The sequence below is a fragment of the Streptomyces sp. NPDC023157 genome, assembly GCF_055560575.1.
In genome coordinates this window covers 96,688-114,290 of sequence record NZ_JBVHIL010000011.1, presented here as the reverse complement: position 1 = coordinate 114,290, position 17,603 = coordinate 96,688, and the positions used below count along the sequence as shown (strand labels likewise).

Annotated in this window: 15 protein-coding genes, 1 tRNA gene and 1 pseudogene; 12 read left to right on the top strand and 5 right to left on the bottom strand. The window is 72.7% G+C overall.

The genetic code is table 11. The annotated features are described in order from the left end of the window. The first annotated feature begins 4 nt into the window (after nucleotides 1-4). Nucleotides 5-709, top strand: coding sequence for a 2-phosphosulfolactate phosphatase (locus ACZ3ZE_RS33425; protein WP_363290746.1), 705 nt, complete (start codon nucleotides 5-7; stop codon nucleotides 707-709). A 205-nt stretch (nucleotides 710-914) separates the two neighbouring features. Next, nucleotides 915-2,162, top strand: a pseudogene (locus ACZ3ZE_RS33420) (MFS transporter); the annotation flags it as partial. Nucleotides 2,163-2,253: 91 nt separating this feature from the next. Here ACZ3ZE_RS33420 and ACZ3ZE_RS33415 read toward each other — a convergent pair. The 4 genes from ACZ3ZE_RS33415 to ACZ3ZE_RS33400 form a co-directional block, all read right to left on the bottom strand. Next, nucleotides 2,254-3,213: a class I SAM-dependent methyltransferase gene (locus tag ACZ3ZE_RS33415; RefSeq protein WP_467261742.1), complete on the bottom strand. Its 960-nt coding sequence runs from the start codon at nucleotides 3,211-3,213 to the stop codon at nucleotides 2,254-2,256. A 100-nt stretch (nucleotides 3,214-3,313) separates the two neighbouring features. After that, nucleotides 3,314-4,279 carry a cellulose-binding protein gene (locus tag ACZ3ZE_RS33410; RefSeq protein ID WP_467261740.1) on the bottom strand — a complete coding sequence of 322 codons (966 nt, stop codon included), beginning with the start codon at nucleotides 4,277-4,279 and terminating at the stop codon, nucleotides 3,314-3,316. A 138-nt stretch (nucleotides 4,280-4,417) separates the two neighbouring features. After that, nucleotides 4,418-7,024 carry an SUKH-4 family immunity protein gene (locus ACZ3ZE_RS33405; RefSeq protein ID WP_467261738.1) on the bottom strand — a complete coding sequence of 869 codons (2,607 nt, stop codon included), beginning with the start codon at nucleotides 7,022-7,024 and terminating at the stop codon, nucleotides 4,418-4,420. 7 nt (nucleotides 7,025-7,031) lie between these two features. After that, entirely contained in the window at nucleotides 7,032-8,018 is a 987-nt protein-coding gene (locus ACZ3ZE_RS33400) for an SMI1/KNR4 family protein (RefSeq protein WP_361171874.1), read from the bottom strand. A 263-nt stretch (nucleotides 8,019-8,281) separates the two neighbouring features. Between ACZ3ZE_RS33400 and ACZ3ZE_RS33395 the strand changes: the two genes are divergently transcribed. Then, the gene (locus ACZ3ZE_RS33395; protein ID WP_361171871.1) at nucleotides 8,282-8,794 is read left to right on the top strand and encodes a YwqJ-related putative deaminase; all 513 of its coding nucleotides are present in this window, start codon (nucleotides 8,282-8,284) and stop codon (nucleotides 8,792-8,794) included. A gap of 62 nt (nucleotides 8,795-8,856) precedes the next feature. Next, on the top strand, nucleotides 8,857-9,348 hold the full coding sequence (locus tag ACZ3ZE_RS33390) for an SUKH-3 domain-containing protein (protein WP_361171868.1): 492 nt from the start codon (nucleotides 8,857-8,859) through the stop codon (nucleotides 9,346-9,348). A 121-nt stretch (nucleotides 9,349-9,469) separates the two neighbouring features. Here ACZ3ZE_RS33390 and ACZ3ZE_RS33385 read toward each other — a convergent pair whose 3' ends face one another. Further along, the gene (locus tag ACZ3ZE_RS33385) at nucleotides 9,470-10,810 is read right to left on the bottom strand and encodes a sensor histidine kinase (protein ID WP_467261736.1); all 1,341 of its coding nucleotides are present in this window, start codon (nucleotides 10,808-10,810) and stop codon (nucleotides 9,470-9,472) included. 153 nt (nucleotides 10,811-10,963) lie between these two features. On the opposite strand from ACZ3ZE_RS33385, the gene ACZ3ZE_RS33380 reads away from it, so the two are divergent. The 8 genes from ACZ3ZE_RS33380 (at nucleotide 10,964) to ACZ3ZE_RS33345 (ending at nucleotide 17,603) form a co-directional block, all read left to right on the top strand. Next, complete coding sequence (locus ACZ3ZE_RS33380; RefSeq protein ID WP_361171862.1) at nucleotides 10,964-11,836, top strand: hypothetical protein; 873 nt, start codon at nucleotides 10,964-10,966, stop codon at nucleotides 11,834-11,836. A 24-nt stretch (nucleotides 11,837-11,860) separates the two neighbouring features. Further along, nucleotides 11,861-11,932, top strand: a tRNA-Gln gene (locus tag ACZ3ZE_RS33375). A 165-nt stretch (nucleotides 11,933-12,097) separates the two neighbouring features. Beyond that, nucleotides 12,098-13,531 (top strand): bifunctional UDP-N-acetylglucosamine diphosphorylase/glucosamine-1-phosphate N-acetyltransferase GlmU, encoded by a 1,434-nt coding sequence (gene glmU / locus ACZ3ZE_RS33370; RefSeq protein ID WP_361171859.1) that lies wholly within the window; start codon nucleotides 12,098-12,100, stop codon nucleotides 13,529-13,531. 121 nt (nucleotides 13,532-13,652) lie between these two features. Next, on the top strand, nucleotides 13,653-14,627 hold the full coding sequence (locus tag ACZ3ZE_RS33365; protein ID WP_361171856.1) for a ribose-phosphate diphosphokinase: 975 nt from the start codon (nucleotides 13,653-13,655) through the stop codon (nucleotides 14,625-14,627). Between the two features lie 290 nt (nucleotides 14,628-14,917). Then, complete coding sequence (locus ACZ3ZE_RS33360; protein WP_361171853.1) at nucleotides 14,918-15,508, top strand: 50S ribosomal protein L25/general stress protein Ctc; 591 nt, start codon at nucleotides 14,918-14,920, stop codon at nucleotides 15,506-15,508. Between the two features lie 97 nt (nucleotides 15,509-15,605). Beyond that, a complete protein-coding gene (pth, locus tag ACZ3ZE_RS33355; RefSeq protein WP_467261779.1) occupies nucleotides 15,606-16,202 on the top strand; it encodes an aminoacyl-tRNA hydrolase in 597 nt (198 codons plus the stop codon). 40 nt (nucleotides 16,203-16,242) lie between these two features. Continuing rightward, on the top strand, nucleotides 16,243-16,686 hold the full coding sequence (locus tag ACZ3ZE_RS33350; RefSeq protein ID WP_361171850.1) for a hypothetical protein: 444 nt from the start codon (nucleotides 16,243-16,245) through the stop codon (nucleotides 16,684-16,686). A 131-nt stretch (nucleotides 16,687-16,817) separates the two neighbouring features. Beyond that, nucleotides 16,818-17,603 carry an LPXTG cell wall anchor domain-containing protein gene (locus ACZ3ZE_RS33345; RefSeq protein WP_363290752.1) on the top strand — a complete coding sequence of 262 codons (786 nt, stop codon included), beginning with the start codon at nucleotides 16,818-16,820 and terminating at the stop codon, nucleotides 17,601-17,603.

Genomic DNA, 17,603 nt, shown 5'->3' with positions numbered 1-17,603 from the left:
CGCGATGGATCATCACTTCCTCGGCATACCGGAGCTGACCGGCGTCCCCCGCGTCGCGGTCGTCATCGACGTCATGCGCGCCTTCACCGTGGCCGCCTGGGCCTTCTCGCGCGGCGCCGAGCGGATCGTCCTGGCCGGGACGGTGGACGAGGCGCTCGCTCTGAAGGAGCGCCACCCGGGCTGGCTGGCCCTGAAGGACGGGGCCCCGGCAGCCGGCTTCGACGCGGTGAACTCCCCCGCCCTGCTCAGGTCGCGCGACTTCACCGGCCGCACGCTGGTGCAGAAGACGACGGCCGGCACCGTGGGCGCGCTGGCCGTCGCGGACGCCCCGCTGGTCCTCTGCGCGAGCTTCGTGGTGGCCGGCCCGACCGCCCGGTTCCTGCGGGCCGCGGACGCCGGCCCGGTCACGTTCGTCGTCACCGGCGAGGACGGGCGGGCCGACGAGGACCTGGCCTGCGCCGAGTACATCGCCCGCACCGTCGACACCGGCGAGGCCGAGGCCGGACGGGTCGACGCGGCCCCGTACGTCCGCCGCGCGAGGAACTCCCGCGCGGCGGCCGACCTCGCCGCCGGGCTGCGCGAGGGCTTCCACCCGGACGACGTCGCCCTCTGCCTGGAGGTCGACCGCTTCCCGTTCGCGATGGCGGCCCGCCGGGAGGAGTCCCTGACGGTGCTGCGCCCGGTCACGGCGCCCGGCCTCCCGTACTGAAAACTTCTTTGCCGTATCCGCAACTTTCGTGGGCCGGGAGCGGTCCCCTGCCCGACCATGGCGCGCGGGCGCCTCCGAGGCGCTCCCGAGCGCGGGTGACGCGCTTCCGACAGCAGAAGGCGGGCCCGTGACCACTCTTGCGACGCAACCCCCCGAACTCGGCGCACGCGGACGGTGGACGGTCCTCGCCGTCTGCGCGCTGAGCATGTTCCTGGTCGGGCTCGACACCACCATCGTCAACGTCGGCCTGCCCGCGATCGGCGAGGGTCTGGGCACGGGCACCCGCGGCCTGGCGTGGGTCGTCGACGCGTACACCGTCGTCCTGGCGGGCCTGTTGATCGTCTCCGGAGCGCTCGCCGACCGCTTCGGGCGGCGCCGGGTGTTCCGCTGCGGGCTCGTCGTCTTCGGCCTCGCCTCCCTGGCCTGCGCGCTCGCCCCGTCGCTCGGCGTCCTCGTCGCGGCCCGGGCGCTCCAGGGCGTGGGGGCCTCGATGCTGAGCCCGGTGGCCCTGGCGATCGTCGTCAACACGATGCCCGACCCCCGGGAACGGGCCCGGGCGATCGGCATCTGGGCCTCGGTGTTCGGGCTCAGCATGGCGGCGGGTCCGGTCACCGGCGGGGCGCTCATCGACACGTTCGGCTGGCGATCGGTGTTCTGGGTCAACGCACCGGTGGTCGTCGCCGCCCTCGTCCTGGTCGCCGTCTTCGTACCGGCAGACCGGGCACGGGAAGGGGGCCGGGGACGGGGCCGGGGCCGGGAACGGGACGGGCAGCGGGGCCGGGAGCAGGACAGGCAGCGTGGCAAGGAACGGGACGGGCAGCGGCCCAGGCGCCTCGACCTGCCCGGCCAGCTCCTCCTCACCGTGGCCCTGAGTCTGTCCGTCGGCGTCCTCATCGAGGGCCCGCGCATCGGCTGGGGCTCCCCCACGGCCCTGACCTGCTACGCCCTGTTCGCCGCCGCCACGGCCGCCTTCGTGCGGGTCGAACTCCGGCGGCCCGAACCCCTCATGGACCTCCGCCTGTTCCGGCGCCCGCGCTTCGCCGGGGCGGTCCTCGGCGCGGTCGCGGTGTTCGCCGCGCTCAACACCGGGCTGCTCCTCAACACCCTCTACCTCCAGCACACCCGCGGCTGGACCCCGCTCGCCGCGGGCGCGGCGACCCTGCCCATGGCGCTCGGCGCCACCCTGTGCGCGCCCTGGTCCGGCAGCCTCACCGGACGCCACGGGCCCCGCCGCCCGCTGCTCCTCGCCGGCGGGTTCACCGCCGCCGGCGGCCTGTGCCTGGTCGGCCTGGGCCCGGACACCTCCGTGGCGCTGCTCCTCACCGCGTACCTGCTCATCGGCATCGGCTTCGGCTTCGCGAACGCCCCCCTGACCAACTCCGCCGTCGGCGGCCTGCCGCCGTCCCGGGCGGGCGTCGCCGGGGCGATCACCTCCACCTCACGCCAGGTCGGCGCGGCGGTCGGCATCGCCGTCGCCGGAGCCCTGGTCGCCGGCGTCGCCCCCGCCGACCTCGCCGTCGCCTCCCGCCCCGGCTGGCTGCTGGTCACCGGCTGCGGCCTGCTCCTGCTGGCGGTGGCGAAGACGGCGTCCGAGGAGGTCCCTGGACGGTCGCCACCAGCAACTCCTCGGCGCTGGACGGGCGCAGACCGTCGGCGCGGCCGGCGAAGTAGCGTTCGGCGAGGGCGGTGGCCGACACGTGCCGGGCCTCCCCGAAGCCCGTCTCGTGGGCCAGGTCCAGCATCTCCCGCGGCGAGTAGAGGCTCACGAAGGGCGTCCCGGCCGCCTGGGCGGCCTTCCGCGTCGCGTCGAGCGCCCGGCGCTCGTCCGCCGCGACGAGGTCGAGCGGCAGCATGAACGTCGTGGCCAGCGTCGAGCCGGGGGCCAGCTTCGCGACCTGGCTCAGCGTGGCCGCGGCCGCCTCCCGCGTGAGGTACATGAGGACGCCGGCGCAGGCGACGACCGCCGGCCGCGCCGGGTCGAACCCGGCCGCCACCAGCCGCTCCCACCAGGACGGGCCCTCCTCGAAGTCCACCGGGACCAGCCGCAGCCACTCCGGGACGCCGAGCCCGAGCTCGGTCAGCCGCCGCCGCTTCCACGCCTGCGTGGCGGGCCGGTCCACCTCGAACACCCGCAGTCCGGCCGCGGTCCCGGGCCTGCGCTGGGCGAAGGTGTCGAGCCCGGCGCCCAGGAGGACGTACTGGGTGACGCCCTCGCCGGCCTTCTCCACCACCAGGTCCTCGATGAAGCGCGCCCGGGCCACGATCGAGGCCCGCGTCCGGCTCGTCCGCGACGGGTCCATGTCCGGGCGGCGCGTCCAGCCCGCGCCGGGCGCGGCGAGGCGCAGCCCGATCTCGTCCGCGAGGACGTGCGGCGCCGGGTCGACCCGGACGTGCAGGGCCCGCCAGAGGGCGGTGCGCAGGGCGGTGCCATCGACGCTGTCAACGCCGTCGATGCCGTCGATGCCGTCGATGCCGTCGATGCCGTTCGCGTGGTTCGTCTCCATGGCGCCCACGCTAGGGAGCGGGACGGCGAGGGGGCTTCTTCAGAATTGCGGAGTACGGAGGGGGTACGGGCGGAGGTACGGGCGGAGCCCGGGCAGGCTCCTAGCCGCCGCCCTGCCCCTCGGCCTCGGGCTTCTCGCCGCCGTCGCGGTCGCGGTCCCGGTCCTCCCGGCCTTCCCTGCCTTCCCTGCCTTCCCGGTCCTCCCGCGGCGGCTCCACCCGTCCCGTGAGGGCCGCCAGCGACGAGCGGATGTGCTCCATGTGGGAGTGGATCTCCTCCCGGGCCTCGTCGTGCTCGCGCCGCACCCGGTCCGTCTCGCGTTCGACGCGCTCCTGCTGGAGCCGTGCCTCGGCGAGGATCTCCGCGGCCTTCGCCTCCGCGTCCTCCTGGCCGTGCCGGGCGGCCTCCTTGGTCTCGGCGAGGCCGCGCCGCGCCTCGTCCAGCTTGCCGTCCGCGTACGCGATGAGTTCCTCGTGCCGGGCGTCCAGCTCGGCCACCCGCCGGGCCGCCGCGCGGTCGGCGTCCTCGCGGAGCGTCTGGTGCTCCTCGCGCTGTGCCGCGCGGAGCGCCTCGGCCTCGCGCCGGGTCTCGTCGAACGCGGCCCGCGCCTCGGTGCGGGTCTTGTCCGCGTCGCGCTGCGCCGAGGTCCGGATCTCGTCGGCCCGCAGGCCGGACTCCTTGCCGGTCGCCCGGGCCGCCGCGTCCGCCGCCGCGCGGACGCTCTCCGCGTACGCCTTCGCCGCCCGGGCCGCCTCCTCGGCGGCTGCCTCGGCCGCCTCGGCGAGCGCCTGCGCCTCGGCCTCGGCGTCCCGCACGAGGGTCTCGTCCTCGGCCTCGGCGAGCTCCAGGATGCGGCGGGCCCGCTCGCTCAGGGAGTCGTAGCGCTGCGGGGCGAGCGTGGCGACGGCCTCGCGCAGCCGGCCGGCCTCGGCCTCCATCTCCTTGGCGAGGACGGTCAGGCGCGCCGCACGCTCCCACGCGCCGTCGCGTTCCTCGGAGAGTGCGGCCAGGTAGCGGTCGACCTGCTCCGGGCGGTAACCGCGCCCCCGTCCGACGGCGAAACTCATGCCTGACGCCCCTTCGTCTCCCTTATGTCCAACAAACACCAAGGATGCGGCATCAGATCGGACAAAAGGCGCCCGACGTGAGCACACGTCGAGCGCCTTTCGTCACATCCCGCTCATGCGCGGACCGGCGGACAGGCCCTACAGCAGGCCGTCCCACATCTGCTCAAGGAGCACGGACCACCAGTTCTCCGGCGAGGACAGCGCCGCCGGGTCCAGCATCGCCAGCTGCGCCTGGAAGTCGGCCGTCCAGCGGCCCGCCTGCTCCGGGTTGAGCCCGAACCGCAGCCGCCACATGCGCCCGAGCAGCGCCAGACAGCGCACGAACTCCGGCAGCCCCGTGTTCACGAACTGCGGCGGCACCGGCTGCCCGCCCGGACCGGCCTCCACCGGTACGGCGACGATGTGCGCCGTCCCGTACTGGACACAGATCGCCCGGCCGAAGTCCGAACCGAGCACCAGGTACGACCCGGCGTCCGCCGCCGGCTGCACCTGCCGCTGCGCCGCGAGCTCCGCGAGCGTCGGCACCACCGGCATGGCCGGCTGCGCCCAGAAGAACGGCCCGAAGTCGGCCGGCAGCCCCGCCCACACGAGCGTGACCGCCACCAGCTCCGGAACGCCCTGCCGGGACACCGCGCGCTGGTCGAAGCGCAGGATGCCAGGACCGAACGCCCCGGCCAGCTCCTGCGCCACCCCGTCCGGCGGCAGCGGCGGCGCCGGCTGCACCTGCGGCAACGGCGCCCGCACCGGCGCGGGCCGCGCCGGACCGTCCGCGACCTGATGCAACTCGCCCTGATGGGTGATGAGTTGCTGCATGCCCTGCTGACGGCCCGCGTGATCACGCCCGTACGGCGCGATGTTGGTGATCCGCGCCTGCGGCCAGGTCTCCCGGATCATCCGCGCGCAGTAACCACCCGGCAGCTCGCAGGACTCCAACTCCGTGTGCAGTTCGAGCACTTGCTGCGGCGGTACGTTCATCGCGCGCAGCTCGTGCAGGATCTGCCACTCCGGGTGCGGGGTGCCCGGCGCGGAACGGCGGATGATCTGCTGCTCCGAGCCGTCGGGCGCGCGGTAGCGCAGCACGGCCTGGTAGCCGGGACCCACGGTCGGCAGCCCGGCGGGCGGCTGCTGCGGGTACCCGTACGCGGGCGGCGGCACGGGCGCGTTCATCGGCGCCGGCACGGGACCGGGCGGCGGAGGCGGCCCGGCAAGACCCGACGGACCGGGCTGCGCCAGCATCGTCGCGGCGTGCGCGATCCCACCCGGCGGCGTCCCGGGCGCACCCGGGACCCCCGGCGGCGGAGGCGGAGGCGGAGGCGCGCCAGGCCCACCCTGGTTCGGATGCGCCAGCATCGTCGCGGCATGCGCCACCCCACCCGGCGGCGTCCCCGGCGCACCCGGGACCCCCGGCGGCGGAGGCGGAGGCGGAGGCGGAGGCGCACCGGGACCACCCTGGTTCGGATGCGCCAGCATCGTCGCGGCATGCGCCACCCCACCCGGCGGCGTCCCCGGCGCACCCGGCATCCCCGGCGGCGGAGGCGGAGGCGGCGGCGCGCCAGCCCCACCCTGACTCGGGTGCGCCAGCATCGTCGCGGCGTGGTGCACGGCGGGCGGAGGCGTCGCCCCGGGCGGCGCCTTGTCGGTCGCCGCGTCCGCGAGGTTCGCTGCACCGGGCGTGCCCGGCGGTACGGGCGGAGCGCTCGGCTGCGGGGCCGGCGGACCGGGGGGCGGGCTCGGCGGGCCCGGCGGCACCGCGGGACCGCCCTGCTGGAACGGGGCGTCCGTGTTCAGGCGCGGCGCGATGGCCGTCGCGGGCAGCGCGCTGCCGCCCTTCATGAGCGCGGTGGGAGCGTCCGCCCCCACGACCGGCGGCGGCGCGTCCTCGTCGTCCGCCCCCGAGAGCGGCGGCGCGAACACCGTCGCCGGCAGCGGAACGGCCCCGTCGGCACCGCCCGCGCTCGCGTTCGCGTCCGCCCAGGGGCTCGACGAGGACGGCGCGGGGGCGGGTACGGGGTCGGCCGCGGAGGCGTCGACCGGGGCGGGCTCCGGAGCCGACGGCACCGGCGGGGCCTGGGCCGCGACGGGCGCCGGGGCCGGGGAGGCCTCGGGCGCCGGCGCGGACTCGGGGACGGGCAGCGGCGCGGACTCGGGGACGGGCAGCGGCGCGGGCACAGGGACGGGCAACGGCGCGGGCACAGAGTGCTCCTCGGCGGAAACCGGCACCTCCGGCGCACCCGCAGCCTCGGATCCCGGGAACTCCCCCGACTCCGACGACACGGGCGACGCCACCGACGCCGACGCCTCCGACGCCTCGGACGACGCCGACGACGCCCCCGCGCTCGCCTGCGACGCGTTCGACGCCACCGGCGGCAGGCCGATCTTGTCCGCCGCCTCCTGGAGCCACTCCGGCGGGCTCAGCAGGAACGACGTCTGGTTCAGGTCGATCCGGGCGGACGCCTGCGCCGGAACCGACGCGGCCGGCTCCGCGACCGCGCCGTACTCCTCCTCGTAACGGCGGATGACCTCACCCACCGGCAGGCCCGGCCACAGCGTCGCCTCGCCGCTGTCGCGGGCGATGACCAGCCGCTGCCGGCCCGCGTCCGGGGTCGGCGCCTCCTCGCGGTCCTCCGCCCACACGACGAAGCCGAGCCCGAACTCCCGCACCCGCACCTCCCGGTGCAGATAGGCCGGCACATCGCCGTTGATCCACTCCTCGGCGCGCTCCTGCGCCTGCGCGAACGTCACCACAGCCAGTTCACTCCCCCACCGGGACCACGGGAACAGCGCGCGCGAAGCCGCCGTCCACCATCAGGTTCGCCACCGTCTCCAGCTCCGGCGGATTGCCCGCGAGACGCTGCAGGAACACGTCGAAGTCGGCACCGCAGGGCAGCAGCAACCGCTCCACCCGCTCGTTCACCGACCAGCCGTCACGGTCGCGCGCGTCGTCGTAGGCGCAGAACCACACCGAGCCGACCGCCTCGCCCTTCACCTTCACCGCGAGCAGACCACCCTGGACGAACGCCACACCCAGGTAGTCCTTCGTCAGATGGTCGCGAAGGCACTTGTTCACGTACACGAGGTCGTTGACCCCGGCCTCCTCGCGCACCGTGAAGAACGGCTGGTCCACGAGCAGACCCAGCTCCGCGTCGAGCGCGGCACCCCTCGGCGCGCAGCCGCCCGCCGCCTTCAGGAACGAACGGTACGCACCCGGGAGCCGGTAGCCGAGATCCTCCTCGACCCCCTGGAGCTGCTGCTCCGACACCGGCAACGCACGCTTCGGCAGCCCGAAGTGCGCGGGCCGGGTCTCCTGCAGCGGCCGCGTCCCGCGCTTCGCGTGGTCCACGGCGGCCGTCGTCACCCCACCGTGGTGCCGCAGCAACGCCTTCACCTCGACGGGCACCAGCTCCAGCCGGCGCGTGTGCGCCACGTGGTGCCAGGTCCAGCCGTGCGGGGTCGCCACCGCCGGGATCGTCTCCCACAGCTCGTGCCCCGTCGCGGCCAGCGCCGCGTTCGCCGACACGTAGTCCGTCAGGCGCAGTTCGTCGACACCGAAACCCTCCGGCGGATCGGCGATCTCCGCCGCCGCCCGCGCGTACGCCGAGAAGTCCGGGTAGCCGCGCTCGTCCACCCGCACCCCTCGGGGATGCCGGGAGGCCCGGACCGGATCCGGGAAGTGCACGACCTGCCCGGCGTACGCCGAGTTCGGCGGCGCGGTGTCCTGGCCGAGCCGACCTGTCGTCATGGCGGTTGCCCCCTGTGACTGCTGCCGACTGGCGCCGACTGCTGCTGGTTGGTCCGCACAGCCTAAGCGGTGCCACGCGCCCCCGACCCGGCCCGATGCGCCCACCCCGCCCATGGTGACCGCGTGTCACGACGGCATGACAGCACCGCCATGATTCCGACACACCGAAAGCACGTTTCCACGCCCCAGCTTCCCCATCCGGTACCACGTTTGGCAGGCTGTTACAGCAACTCGGGGGATTGCGGGAGGGGAAGACCAGCACCATGCACGCAAGCACCACACCGGCACCAGCGCCCACACAGGGTGACCCACGCCTCAGTTGGGGCAGCGACGCCGACAGTCAGCGCGCACCCTTACTGCGTCACCGCCGCGACGGAATCCTGCCCGCCGTCGGCGCGGCCCTGTCCGTCCGCGGCGAGACCCTCACCTGCACCGCCGCCCGCGGCGACCGGGCACCCGCCCTCCACCCGCTCGTCCAGGACTTCCTCGACACCCTCACGAGCGGCCAGCGCGAACGCTTCACCGGACGCTGCCCGGAAGCGATCCTGCTCTCCCGTGCCCTCACCGCCACCGAGAGCACCCGCTCCAAACGAGCCCAGCGCAAACCGCTCACCCAGAGCGAGGCCCGCCGCTCCCTCAAGCACGCCAAAATCACCGCACGGCGCATCCGCGAGGACGGCGACCCGCTGCACGGCAGCTACGCCACACCCTGCCGCTCCTGTACGGCGATGCTCGCGCACTTCGGCGTCCGCGCCGTCGACCCGGCCGACGCCTGAACCCGTCCGACCGGGCCGACGACACGGCCGCCCCCCACGCCCAGAACGGCAGAACCACACCCATGCCCGACCTGAACAGCACCCGATTCCCGGTCAACGTCGACGCCGCCCTGCGCGAGGCCGGCTGGCAGCCCGGCCGCTGGGACATCAAGCTCGCCGAAGAATGGGCCGACACCCTGCGCGCCCACGTCACCCCCGCCGGCCACCGGCACAGCGTCTTCCCCGCCGCGGTCGAAGCCTGGGCCGAATTCGGCGGCCTGCACATCACCGCCCCCGGGAACGGACGCCAGATAGCCCCCGCCGCCCTCCGCTTCGACCCCCTCGCCGGCATCCACCTCGCCCGCACCCTCGGCGACCTCGGCCGCGCCCTCGACACCGAGTTGGCCCCGCTCGGCGAGGAGGGCGAACACCGCGCGGTCCTCGCGATGGACGCCGAAGGACGCGTCTACAGCATCGACCACACCGGCGACTGGTACCTGGGCCGGGACATCGACGCGGCCCTGTCGACCCTCATCACGGGGACACAGCCGACACGACTGGTGGCGGGGAGCTGAGCGAGACGGCCGGCCGATGGACTGACGGACTGATGGGCAGATGGACCGATGGACCGATGGAGAGCGCCGCTCTCCAAACGGCCCGTAGAACGCCCCACACGACGGCCCGCACAACGGCCCCCTAAGCCGTCTCCCCCACCACCACCGCCGCCACCGGCAACACCGCACTCACCTTGAAACCGCCCGCGTCCGTCGGCCCCGACACGAACACCCCGCCGAGACCCGACACGCGCTCCCGCATGCCGACCAGACCGTTCCCGCCGCTCGGCAGATGCGCGTCGGCGGCCGCCGCGTCCGAGGGACCGTTCTCCACCTGCATCGCGACCTCGGCCTCGCGGTGCGCCAGACGCACCACGACCTCGGCGCCCGCCGCGTGCTTGTGCACGTTGGTCAGCGCCTCCTGGACCACCCGGTACGCCGTCTGCTCCACCTCCGCGCCGTACGCGCGGGGCTCGCCCAGCACCACCAGCTCCACCACCGCACCGGCCTGCCGCGACTGCTCCACCAGCGCCTCCAGAGCGTCCAGGCACGGGCCGCCGTCCGCCGCGGCGGCCTCGGCCGCGGCAGCGGCGGCACGGCCGACCGCCGCAAGCGGCAGGGCCGGGGACGCCCTCGGGACCTCCTCACGGAGCACCCCCAGCATCTCCCGCAGCTCCGTCAGCGCCTGCCGGCCCATGTCGCCGACGAGCGCCGCGTTCCGCACCGCCTTCTGCGGATCCTTCAACGCCACCGCCTGCAACGCCGCCGCGTGCACCACCATCAGCGACACCCGGTGGGCCACGACGTCGTGCATCTCGCGCGCGATCCGCGTCCGCTCCTCCCGCCGCGCCCACTGCGCACGCTGCTCGGCCCGGTCGGCGAGCAGCGACAGCTCCTGCTCCAGGCTGTCGGCGCGCTCACGGAGGGACTCCATGAGCCGGCGCCGGGCGCCTATGTAGAGGCCGAACAGGAGCGGCGGGGCGTTGAGGCCCAGGGTCATGAAGAGGGAGACGACGGGGACGTACCAGCCGCTGGGGTCGAAGTCCTGCTGGTCCACGTCGGCGTGGGCGACGTCCTGACGGAGCCGGACCATCGTCACCACGTACACGGCGACCGTGGACATGCCGGCGAGCGCGGCGGTGAACCGCCGGGGCACCTCCGAGGCGGCCAGCGAGTAGAGGCCGACGATGCCCATCAGGTAGCCCATCTCGGCGGGCGTGACGGCGATCGACACGAGCACGACGGTGATCGGCCAGCGGCGCCGCACCAGCAGGACGGACCCGACCATCAGTCCGAACAGCACCCCGACGGGCACCGGCAACGACGCCTTCTCGGCGAAGCCGATCCCTTCGAGCCCGCACTCCAGCGCGGACACGACGGCCAACGCCACGTCCAGCACGACACCGCGCCGTCTCCCCCACCACCACCAGCTACGCGGGGCGCGCGCGCCCACAGCGTCCTGATCTGCCCCCGTTGCGGTCATGCCGTCCACCCTACGGGCGAGCACCAGCGTTTTTCCCGCCCCTACCGCCGCCCGGAGCGGCGACCGTCAACCTGTGCGCACACCAGTCGCTCGAACTGTTGAATCGACAGGGTTTTCGACCCGGACGTCCGCATTCCGGACGACGGTGGATCCATGACACGCACGACACCCGAGACCAGCCGCTACGCCGACTACGAAGACCTGCGCGAGCAGGCCGTCGCGTTACGCCGCGAGGGCCTCAGCCTCCGCCAGATCCGCGACCGCCTGCAGGTCTACAACAACGACATGCTCCACCGCCTCGTCCAGGGCGAGCCGCCCCCGGAATGGACGAAGCGCCCCAACGCCAGGGACGACCTCCGGGAGCGGGCGCGCGAGCTGCGCCTGGAGGGCAGGACGTACGACCAGATCCAGCTGGAGCTGGGCTGCTCGAAGAGCTCGATCTCGCTGTGGGTCCGGGACCTGCCGAAGCCGGCGTGCCGCGCACCGTCCGAGCAGGCCAGGATCGCCGGGCGCAGGCGCTGGGAGCACGAGCTCGCCGTGCGTGACGCGGAGCGCCGGAGCACCAAGCGGGCAGCGAGCCTGGAGGTCGGCCCGATGACGGAGCGCGAACTTCTGCTCGCGGGGGCGGCTCTGTACTGGGCGGAAGGCGCGAAGGACAAGTCGTACGCACGCCGGGAGAACGTCCAGTTCGTGAACAGCGATCCCGGTGTCATCCGGGTCTACCTGGCCTGGCTGCGCCTTCTGAGGATCGAGCCGGAACGGCTCAGCTTCCGCGTCATGATCCATGCGACGGCGGACGCCGAGGGCGCACAGCGCTATTGGGCCGATCTCGTCGGTGTCGACCCGGCCGGCTTCCGGCGGACCACGATCAAGAAGCACAACCCGAAGACGGTCCGGAAGAACACCGGCTCCGACTATCGCGGCTGCCTCGTCATCCGCGTCGCGCAGGGCGCCGAGCTTTACCGTCGCATCGAGGGCTGGTGGTGCGGCATAGTAGGTGCCGTCGACTCGGCCGGCATGACGTGATGTCCGATTTGGTCGACTTAGCTATCCCCTGTGGTGTAATCGGCAGCACTGGGACCTTTGGAGTCCTATGTCCGGGTTCGAGTCCTGGCAGGGGAGCCGACAGGACAAAGGGTCCCGACCGCTCAGGTCGGGACCCTTACTCATACCCCGCCCAGTACCCCCCGGTATCCTTCGGAAGTCCACCACCCGAAGCCGAAGGGCATTCCCGTGAGCGCCAACCTCCCCCAAGTTCTCGGCTCCGCTCGAACAGGGGGAACCCCCATGGCCGCCGTGGTCGTCGTCCTCGCAGCGGGTGAGGGCACCCGTATGAAGTCGAAGACGCCCAAGGTTCTGCACGAGATCGCCGGGCGTTCGCTCGTCGGGCATGTCGTGTCCGCCGCTCGTGAGCTGGAGCCCGAGGACCTGGTCGTGGTCGTGGGGCATGCGCGGGAGCAGGTCAAGGGGCACCTGGACGAGCGGTACGCGGGGACGCGGACCGCGGTGCAGGAGGAGCAGAACGGGACCGGGCACGCGGTGCGGATGGCGCTCGGGGAGCTCGGGCGGGCGCCCGAGGGGACCGTGGTCGTGGTCTGCGGCGACACTCCGCTGCTGTCCGGTGAGACGCTGCGGGCGCTCGCCGCGACGCACGCGGCCGACGGGAACGCCGTGACGGTGCTGACGGCCGAGGTCCCGGACGCGACCGGCTACGGGCGGATCGTGCGGGACGGGGCCGGCGCGGTGACCGCGATCGTCGAGCACAAGGACGCCTCCGACGCGCAGCGGGCGATCCGGGAGATCAACTCGGGGGTGTTCGCGTTCGACGGGGTGCTGCTGGCGGACGCGCTGGGCAAGGTGCGGACGGACAACAGTCAGGGCGAGGAGTACCTGACCGATGTGCTGTCGATCCTGCGTGAGGCGGGTCACCGGGTGGGTGCTTCGGTCGCCGTCGACCACCGGGAGATCCTGGGGATCAACAACCGGGTGCAGTTGGCGGAGGCCCGTGCGCTGCTGAACCAGCGGCTGCTGGAGCGGGCGATGCTCGCGGGTGTGACGGTGGTGGACCCGGGTTCGACGTTCGTGGACGTCACGGTGACGTTCGAGCCGGACGCGGTGGTGCTGCCGAACACGCTGCTGCTGGGTGCGACGCATGTGGGCGAGGACGCCGTGGTGGGTCCGAACACGCGGCTCTCGGACACGACGGTGGCGCGTGGGGCGCGGGTGGACAACACGGTCGCCGACTCCGCCGTGGTGGGCGAGGGCGCGTCCGTGGGGCCGTTCGCGTATCTGCGTCCGGGGACGAAGCTGGGCGCGAAGGCGAAGGCCGGTACGTACGTCGAGATGAAGAACGCCGTGGTGGGCGAGGGTACGAAGGTCCCCCATCTGTCGTATGTGGGTGACGCGACGATCGGCGAGTACACGAACATCGGCGCGGCGAGCGTCTTCGTGAACTACGACGGTGAGGCGAAGCACCACACGACGATCGGCTCTCACTGCCGTACGGGTTCGGACAACATGTTTGTGGCACCCATCACGATCGGGGACGGGGCGTACACCGCCGCCGGGTCCGTGATCACGAAGGACGTGCCGCCGGGTTCGCTGGCTGTCGCCCGTGGTCAGCAGCGGAATATCGAGGGCTGGGTGGCCCGTAAGCGTCCGGGCAGCGCGGCCGCGCAGGCGGCTCATGCCGCCTCGGAGAACTCTGTCGGCGAAAGCTGACCGGAAACGAGTACGTCGAACTCGGCGTACCGTGATACGTGCACACAAATTCGGCTGGTTCGCACACGCGCACGGGAGTGCGGGGATCCGCGGCCAGAGAAACCGTCGAGGAGACAGTGCTGTGACCGGGATCAAGACGACCGGCGAGAAGAAGCTCATGCTCTTCTCCGGCCGCGCCCACCCCGAGCTGGCCGAGGAGGTCGCACACCAGCTGGGTGTCGGCATCGTGCCGACCAAGGCTTTCGACTTCGCCAACGGTGAGATCTACGTCCGCTTCCAGGAGTCGGCCCGTGGCGCGGACTGCTTCCTGATCCAGAGCCACACGGCTCCGATCAACAAGTGGATCATGGAGCAGTTGATCATGCTCGATGCTCTGAAGCGGGCTTCGGCCCGGAGCATCACCGTGATCGTCCCGTCGTACGGCTACGCCCGTCAGGACAAGAAGCACCGCGGCCGTGAGCCGATCTCGGCCCGTCTGGTCGCCGATCTGCTGAAGACCGCGGGTGCGGACCGCATCCTCACGGTCGACCTGCACACGGACCAGATCCAGGGCTTCTTCGACGGTCCGGTGGACCACCTGTCGGCGCTGCCGGTGCTGGCGGACTACGTCGGCGCGAAGGTGGACCGGTCGAAGCTGACGATCGTGTCTCCGGACGCCGGCCGGGTGCGGGTGGCGGACCGCTGGTGCGACCGTCTGGACGCGCCGCTGGCGATCGTCCACAAGCGGCGTGACAAGGACGTCGCCAACCAGGTGACCGTCCACGAGGTCGTCGGTGACGTGAAGGGCCGTGTGTGTGTCCTGGTGGACGACATGGTCGACACCGCGGGCACGATCTGCGCGGCTGCGGACGCCCTGTTCGCGCACGGCGCGGAGGACGTCATCGTGACGGCGACGCACGGCATCCTGTCGGGCCCGGCCGCCGATCGTCTGAAGAACTCGAAGGTCAGCGAGTTCGTGTTCACGGACACGCTGCCCGACCCGAGCTCGCTGGAGCTCGACAAGATCACGGTGCTGTCGATCGCGCCGACGATCGCGCGCGCGGTGCGTGAGGTGTTCGAGGACGGTTCGGTGACGAGCCTCTTCGAGGAGCACTGAGCCTCGCGTCTCGGCCGAAGGCCCGAGAGGCCCGAAGCCCGAAGCCTGGAGCCTGAGAAGTAGCTGACGTAAGGGTCGTCTCCCCTGGGGAGGCGGCCCTTACGCGTGCCCCCAGGGTGATCCATTTGGGTGCCCGGTGGGCTGCCGCTAGACTGTCGTGGTTGCTCGGCGAGGGAGGCCGGATCCTGTGGATCCCGGCGGTCCGTTATCGACGCGCTCTTCGTAGCAGGCCATCGCCAGTCGTGGCCGGGTGACAGTCACAGACGTCACCACCCATACGAGGAGTGCACATGTCCGAGGTCAAGCTCGCCGCTTCCGTCCGTACCGAGTTCGGCAAGGGCGCCGCCCGCGCCATCCGCCGTGCCAGCCAGGTTCCCGCCGTCGTCTACGGCCACGGCTCGGAGCCGGCCCACATCACCCTCCCGTCCCACGAGCTGGCCCTGGCGCTGCGTACGCCGAACGTCCTGCTCTCCCTGGACATCGAGGGCAAGAACGAGCTGGCGATCCCGAAGGCCGTCCAGCGTGACGCCATCAAGGGCTTCCTCGTCCACGTCGACCTGATCCTCGTGAAGCGCGGCGAGAAGGTCACGGTCGAGATCCCGGTCCAGGCCGAGGGCGAGCTGGCCGCCGGTGGCAACCTGCTGGAGCACGTGCTCGGCACCCTCTCCGTCGAGGCCGAGGCCACCCACCTCCCCGAGGCCGTCACGGTCTCCGTGGAGGGCCTGGCGGCCGGTGCCTCCATCCTCGCGAAGGACATCGTCCTCCCGAAGGGCGCCACCCTGGTGACCGACGCCGACGCCGTCGTCCTGCAGGTCCTGGCCGCGCAGGCCGAGGAGCCGGCCGCCGAGGGCACCGAGGCCGCCGAGGGCGCCGAGGCCTGAGCCGTAGGCTCTGCTTGACGTGACGGGGTGACGGGCCGGGAACGGTCCGCCACCCCGTTTCTTTCTGTCTGTACGCATACGAGGAGACGTGACGCAGATGACGGACGACGCGAACGCCCCCTGGCTGATCGTCGGCCTCGGCAACCCGGGCCCGGAGCACACGGGCAACCGGCACAACGTGGGCTTCATGGTGGCGGACCTGCTGGCCGAGCGCATCGGCGGCAAGTTCAAGCGGGCGCAGAAGGCGCAGGCGCAGGTGGTGGAGGGCCGGATGGGTCCGCCCGGGCCGGCCAACCGCCGGGTGGTGCTGGCGAAGCCGATGTCGTACATGAATCTGTCGGGCGGTCCGGTGACGGCGCTGCGCGACTTCTACAAGGTGCCGACGGCGCGCATCGTGGCGGTCCATGACGAGCTGGACATCGACTACGGGGTGCTGCGGCTGAAGATCGGCGGCGGCGACAACGGGCACAACGGTCTGAAGTCGATGACGAAGTCGATGGGTGCGGAGTACCACCGGCTGCGTTTCGGCATCGGGCGGCCGCCGGGCCGGATGCAGGTCGCGGACTTCGTCCTGAAGGACTTCTCGTCGACGGAGCGCAAGGAGCTGGACTACTTCGTGGACCGGGCGGCGGACGCGGTGGAGTGTCTGGTGGCGGAGGGGCTGGAGCGGGCGCAGTCGGCGTACAACACGTAGGGCGCCGCGGTCGGCACGTACGACTGTACGATCGCGGGTCATGACGCTCGCCCGTAACGCCGCCATGGCCCTCGTCGTCCTGCTCCTGCTCGTCGCGGGTGCCTGGTCCTCCTGGGGGACGGCCCAGCATGTGCTGCTCGCGCAGGGGCGTGAGCACGGCACGTTGACGGTGACCGGCTGCACCGAGGAGACGTGCAGTGGGCGTTATGTGCCGGACGATCCGGCCTCGGGTCTGCGGGCGGTGACGATCGCGCATTCGGTGGCGGCGGAGAAGGGCGACGTCCTGCCGGTGGTGGTGAAGCCGGGCACGCAGGAGGCCGTGCGCGTGGGCTGGGGCGGGGGGCTGCACGCGTGGCTGCCGCTGGGCGGGGCGCTGCTGTTGGCGGCGCCGCTGATCGGTGGGGGGATGCGGTTGCCGAGGACGGCGTGGTCGGTGGCGGGGGCGGGGGCGGCGGTGTTGCTGGGGGCATTCTTCGCGCTCTGAGGGTTTTCGGACAGCGTGGCGCGATCCCACGGAATCGTTATCGTCCCTTGGGTTAAGGGTGACTTAAAGCGACGGATAGGCTGCCCCAGCCGCCCCCCACGGCTTCCCTCATCCCAAATGGACGACTGCACATGCGACGATCCCTCATATCCGCCGGCGCGCTTGTCGCGGCCGTGGCAGGCTCCCTGGTCCTGGCGCCGAGCGCCCTCGCCAGCGGCAACCCGCACGGCGACAACGGCACCGTGAAGATCCACGACTCGAAGACCGGCGAAGAACTCAAGAAGAACGAGCCCAAGGTCTGCTCGTTCTACCTGGACGCCTTCGGCTTCGACGCCGACCAGAAGGTCGAGTGGCACATCGAGGCCTGGGCCAACAACGAGCAGGACAAGGGCACCACCGTCAAGGAGGGCTCCCTCGTCCTCGACGGTGACGGCCACGAGCGCACCGCGGACATGACCCTCCCGAACGGCCAGTACAAGCTGTTCTGGAACTTCGCGGGCGAGAACGGCCGTGCCAAGCAGAAGGTCTTCAAGACCGACTGCGAGCCCGGCGAGGAGAACCCCGGCAACCCGACCGGCACCCCCTCGGGCACGCCGTCCGGCACCCCGAGCGGGACCCCGTCGGGCACCCCGTCCGGCACCCCCTCGGGCACGCCGTCCGGCACCCCGTCGGAGACCCCGTCCGGCTCGCCGACGACCGGCACCCCCGGCTCCTCCGAGTCGCCGTCCGCCTCCGCCACCACCCCCGGCTCCACCGAGGGCGCCGGCGGTTCGAACGGCGGCACCAACGGCACCGACGGGAACCTGGCCCAGACCGGCTCCAGCGCCCCCATCGGCGTCCTGGCCGCCGTCGCCGCCGTCCTCGCGGGCGCCGGTGCCTTCCTGGTGAGCCGTCGCCGCAAGGCCCAGCAGCACTAA

What these genes read in the sequence shown, in the direction of transcription:
- ACZ3ZE_RS33410 (WP_467261740.1), bottom strand. Translation starts at nt 4,279, where the DNA reads ATGAGTTTCGCCGTCGGACGGGGGCGCGGTTACCGCCCGGAGCAGGTC.
- ACZ3ZE_RS33415 (WP_467261742.1), bottom strand. Translation starts at nt 3,213, where the DNA reads ATGGAGACGAACCACGCGAACGGCATCGACGGCATCGACGGCATCGAC.
- ACZ3ZE_RS33350 (WP_361171850.1), top strand. Translation starts at nt 16,243, where the DNA reads ATGACGCTCGCCCGTAACGCCGCCATGGCCCTCGTCGTCCTGCTCCTG.
- pth (WP_467261779.1), top strand. Translation starts at nt 15,606, where the DNA reads ATGACGGACGACGCGAACGCCCCCTGGCTGATCGTCGGCCTCGGCAAC.
- glmU (WP_361171859.1), top strand. Translation starts at nt 12,098, where the DNA reads ATGGCCGCCGTGGTCGTCGTCCTCGCAGCGGGTGAGGGCACCCGTATG.
- ACZ3ZE_RS33425 (WP_363290746.1), top strand. Translation starts at nt 5, where the DNA reads ATGGATCATCACTTCCTCGGCATACCGGAGCTGACCGGCGTCCCCCGC.
- ACZ3ZE_RS33380 (WP_361171862.1), top strand. Translation starts at nt 10,964, where the DNA reads ATGACACGCACGACACCCGAGACCAGCCGCTACGCCGACTACGAAGAC.
- ACZ3ZE_RS33385 (WP_467261736.1), bottom strand. Translation starts at nt 10,810, where the DNA reads ATGACCGCAACGGGGGCAGATCAGGACGCTGTGGGCGCGCGCGCCCCG.
- ACZ3ZE_RS33390 (WP_361171868.1), top strand. Translation starts at nt 8,857, where the DNA reads ATGCCCGACCTGAACAGCACCCGATTCCCGGTCAACGTCGACGCCGCC.
- ACZ3ZE_RS33395 (WP_361171871.1), top strand. Translation starts at nt 8,282, where the DNA reads ATGCACGCAAGCACCACACCGGCACCAGCGCCCACACAGGGTGACCCA.
- ACZ3ZE_RS33360 (WP_361171853.1), top strand. Translation starts at nt 14,918, where the DNA reads ATGTCCGAGGTCAAGCTCGCCGCTTCCGTCCGTACCGAGTTCGGCAAG.
- ACZ3ZE_RS33400 (WP_361171874.1), bottom strand. Translation starts at nt 8,018, where the DNA reads ATGACGACAGGTCGGCTCGGCCAGGACACCGCGCCGCCGAACTCGGCG.
- ACZ3ZE_RS33345 (WP_363290752.1), top strand. Translation starts at nt 16,818, where the DNA reads ATGCGACGATCCCTCATATCCGCCGGCGCGCTTGTCGCGGCCGTGGCA.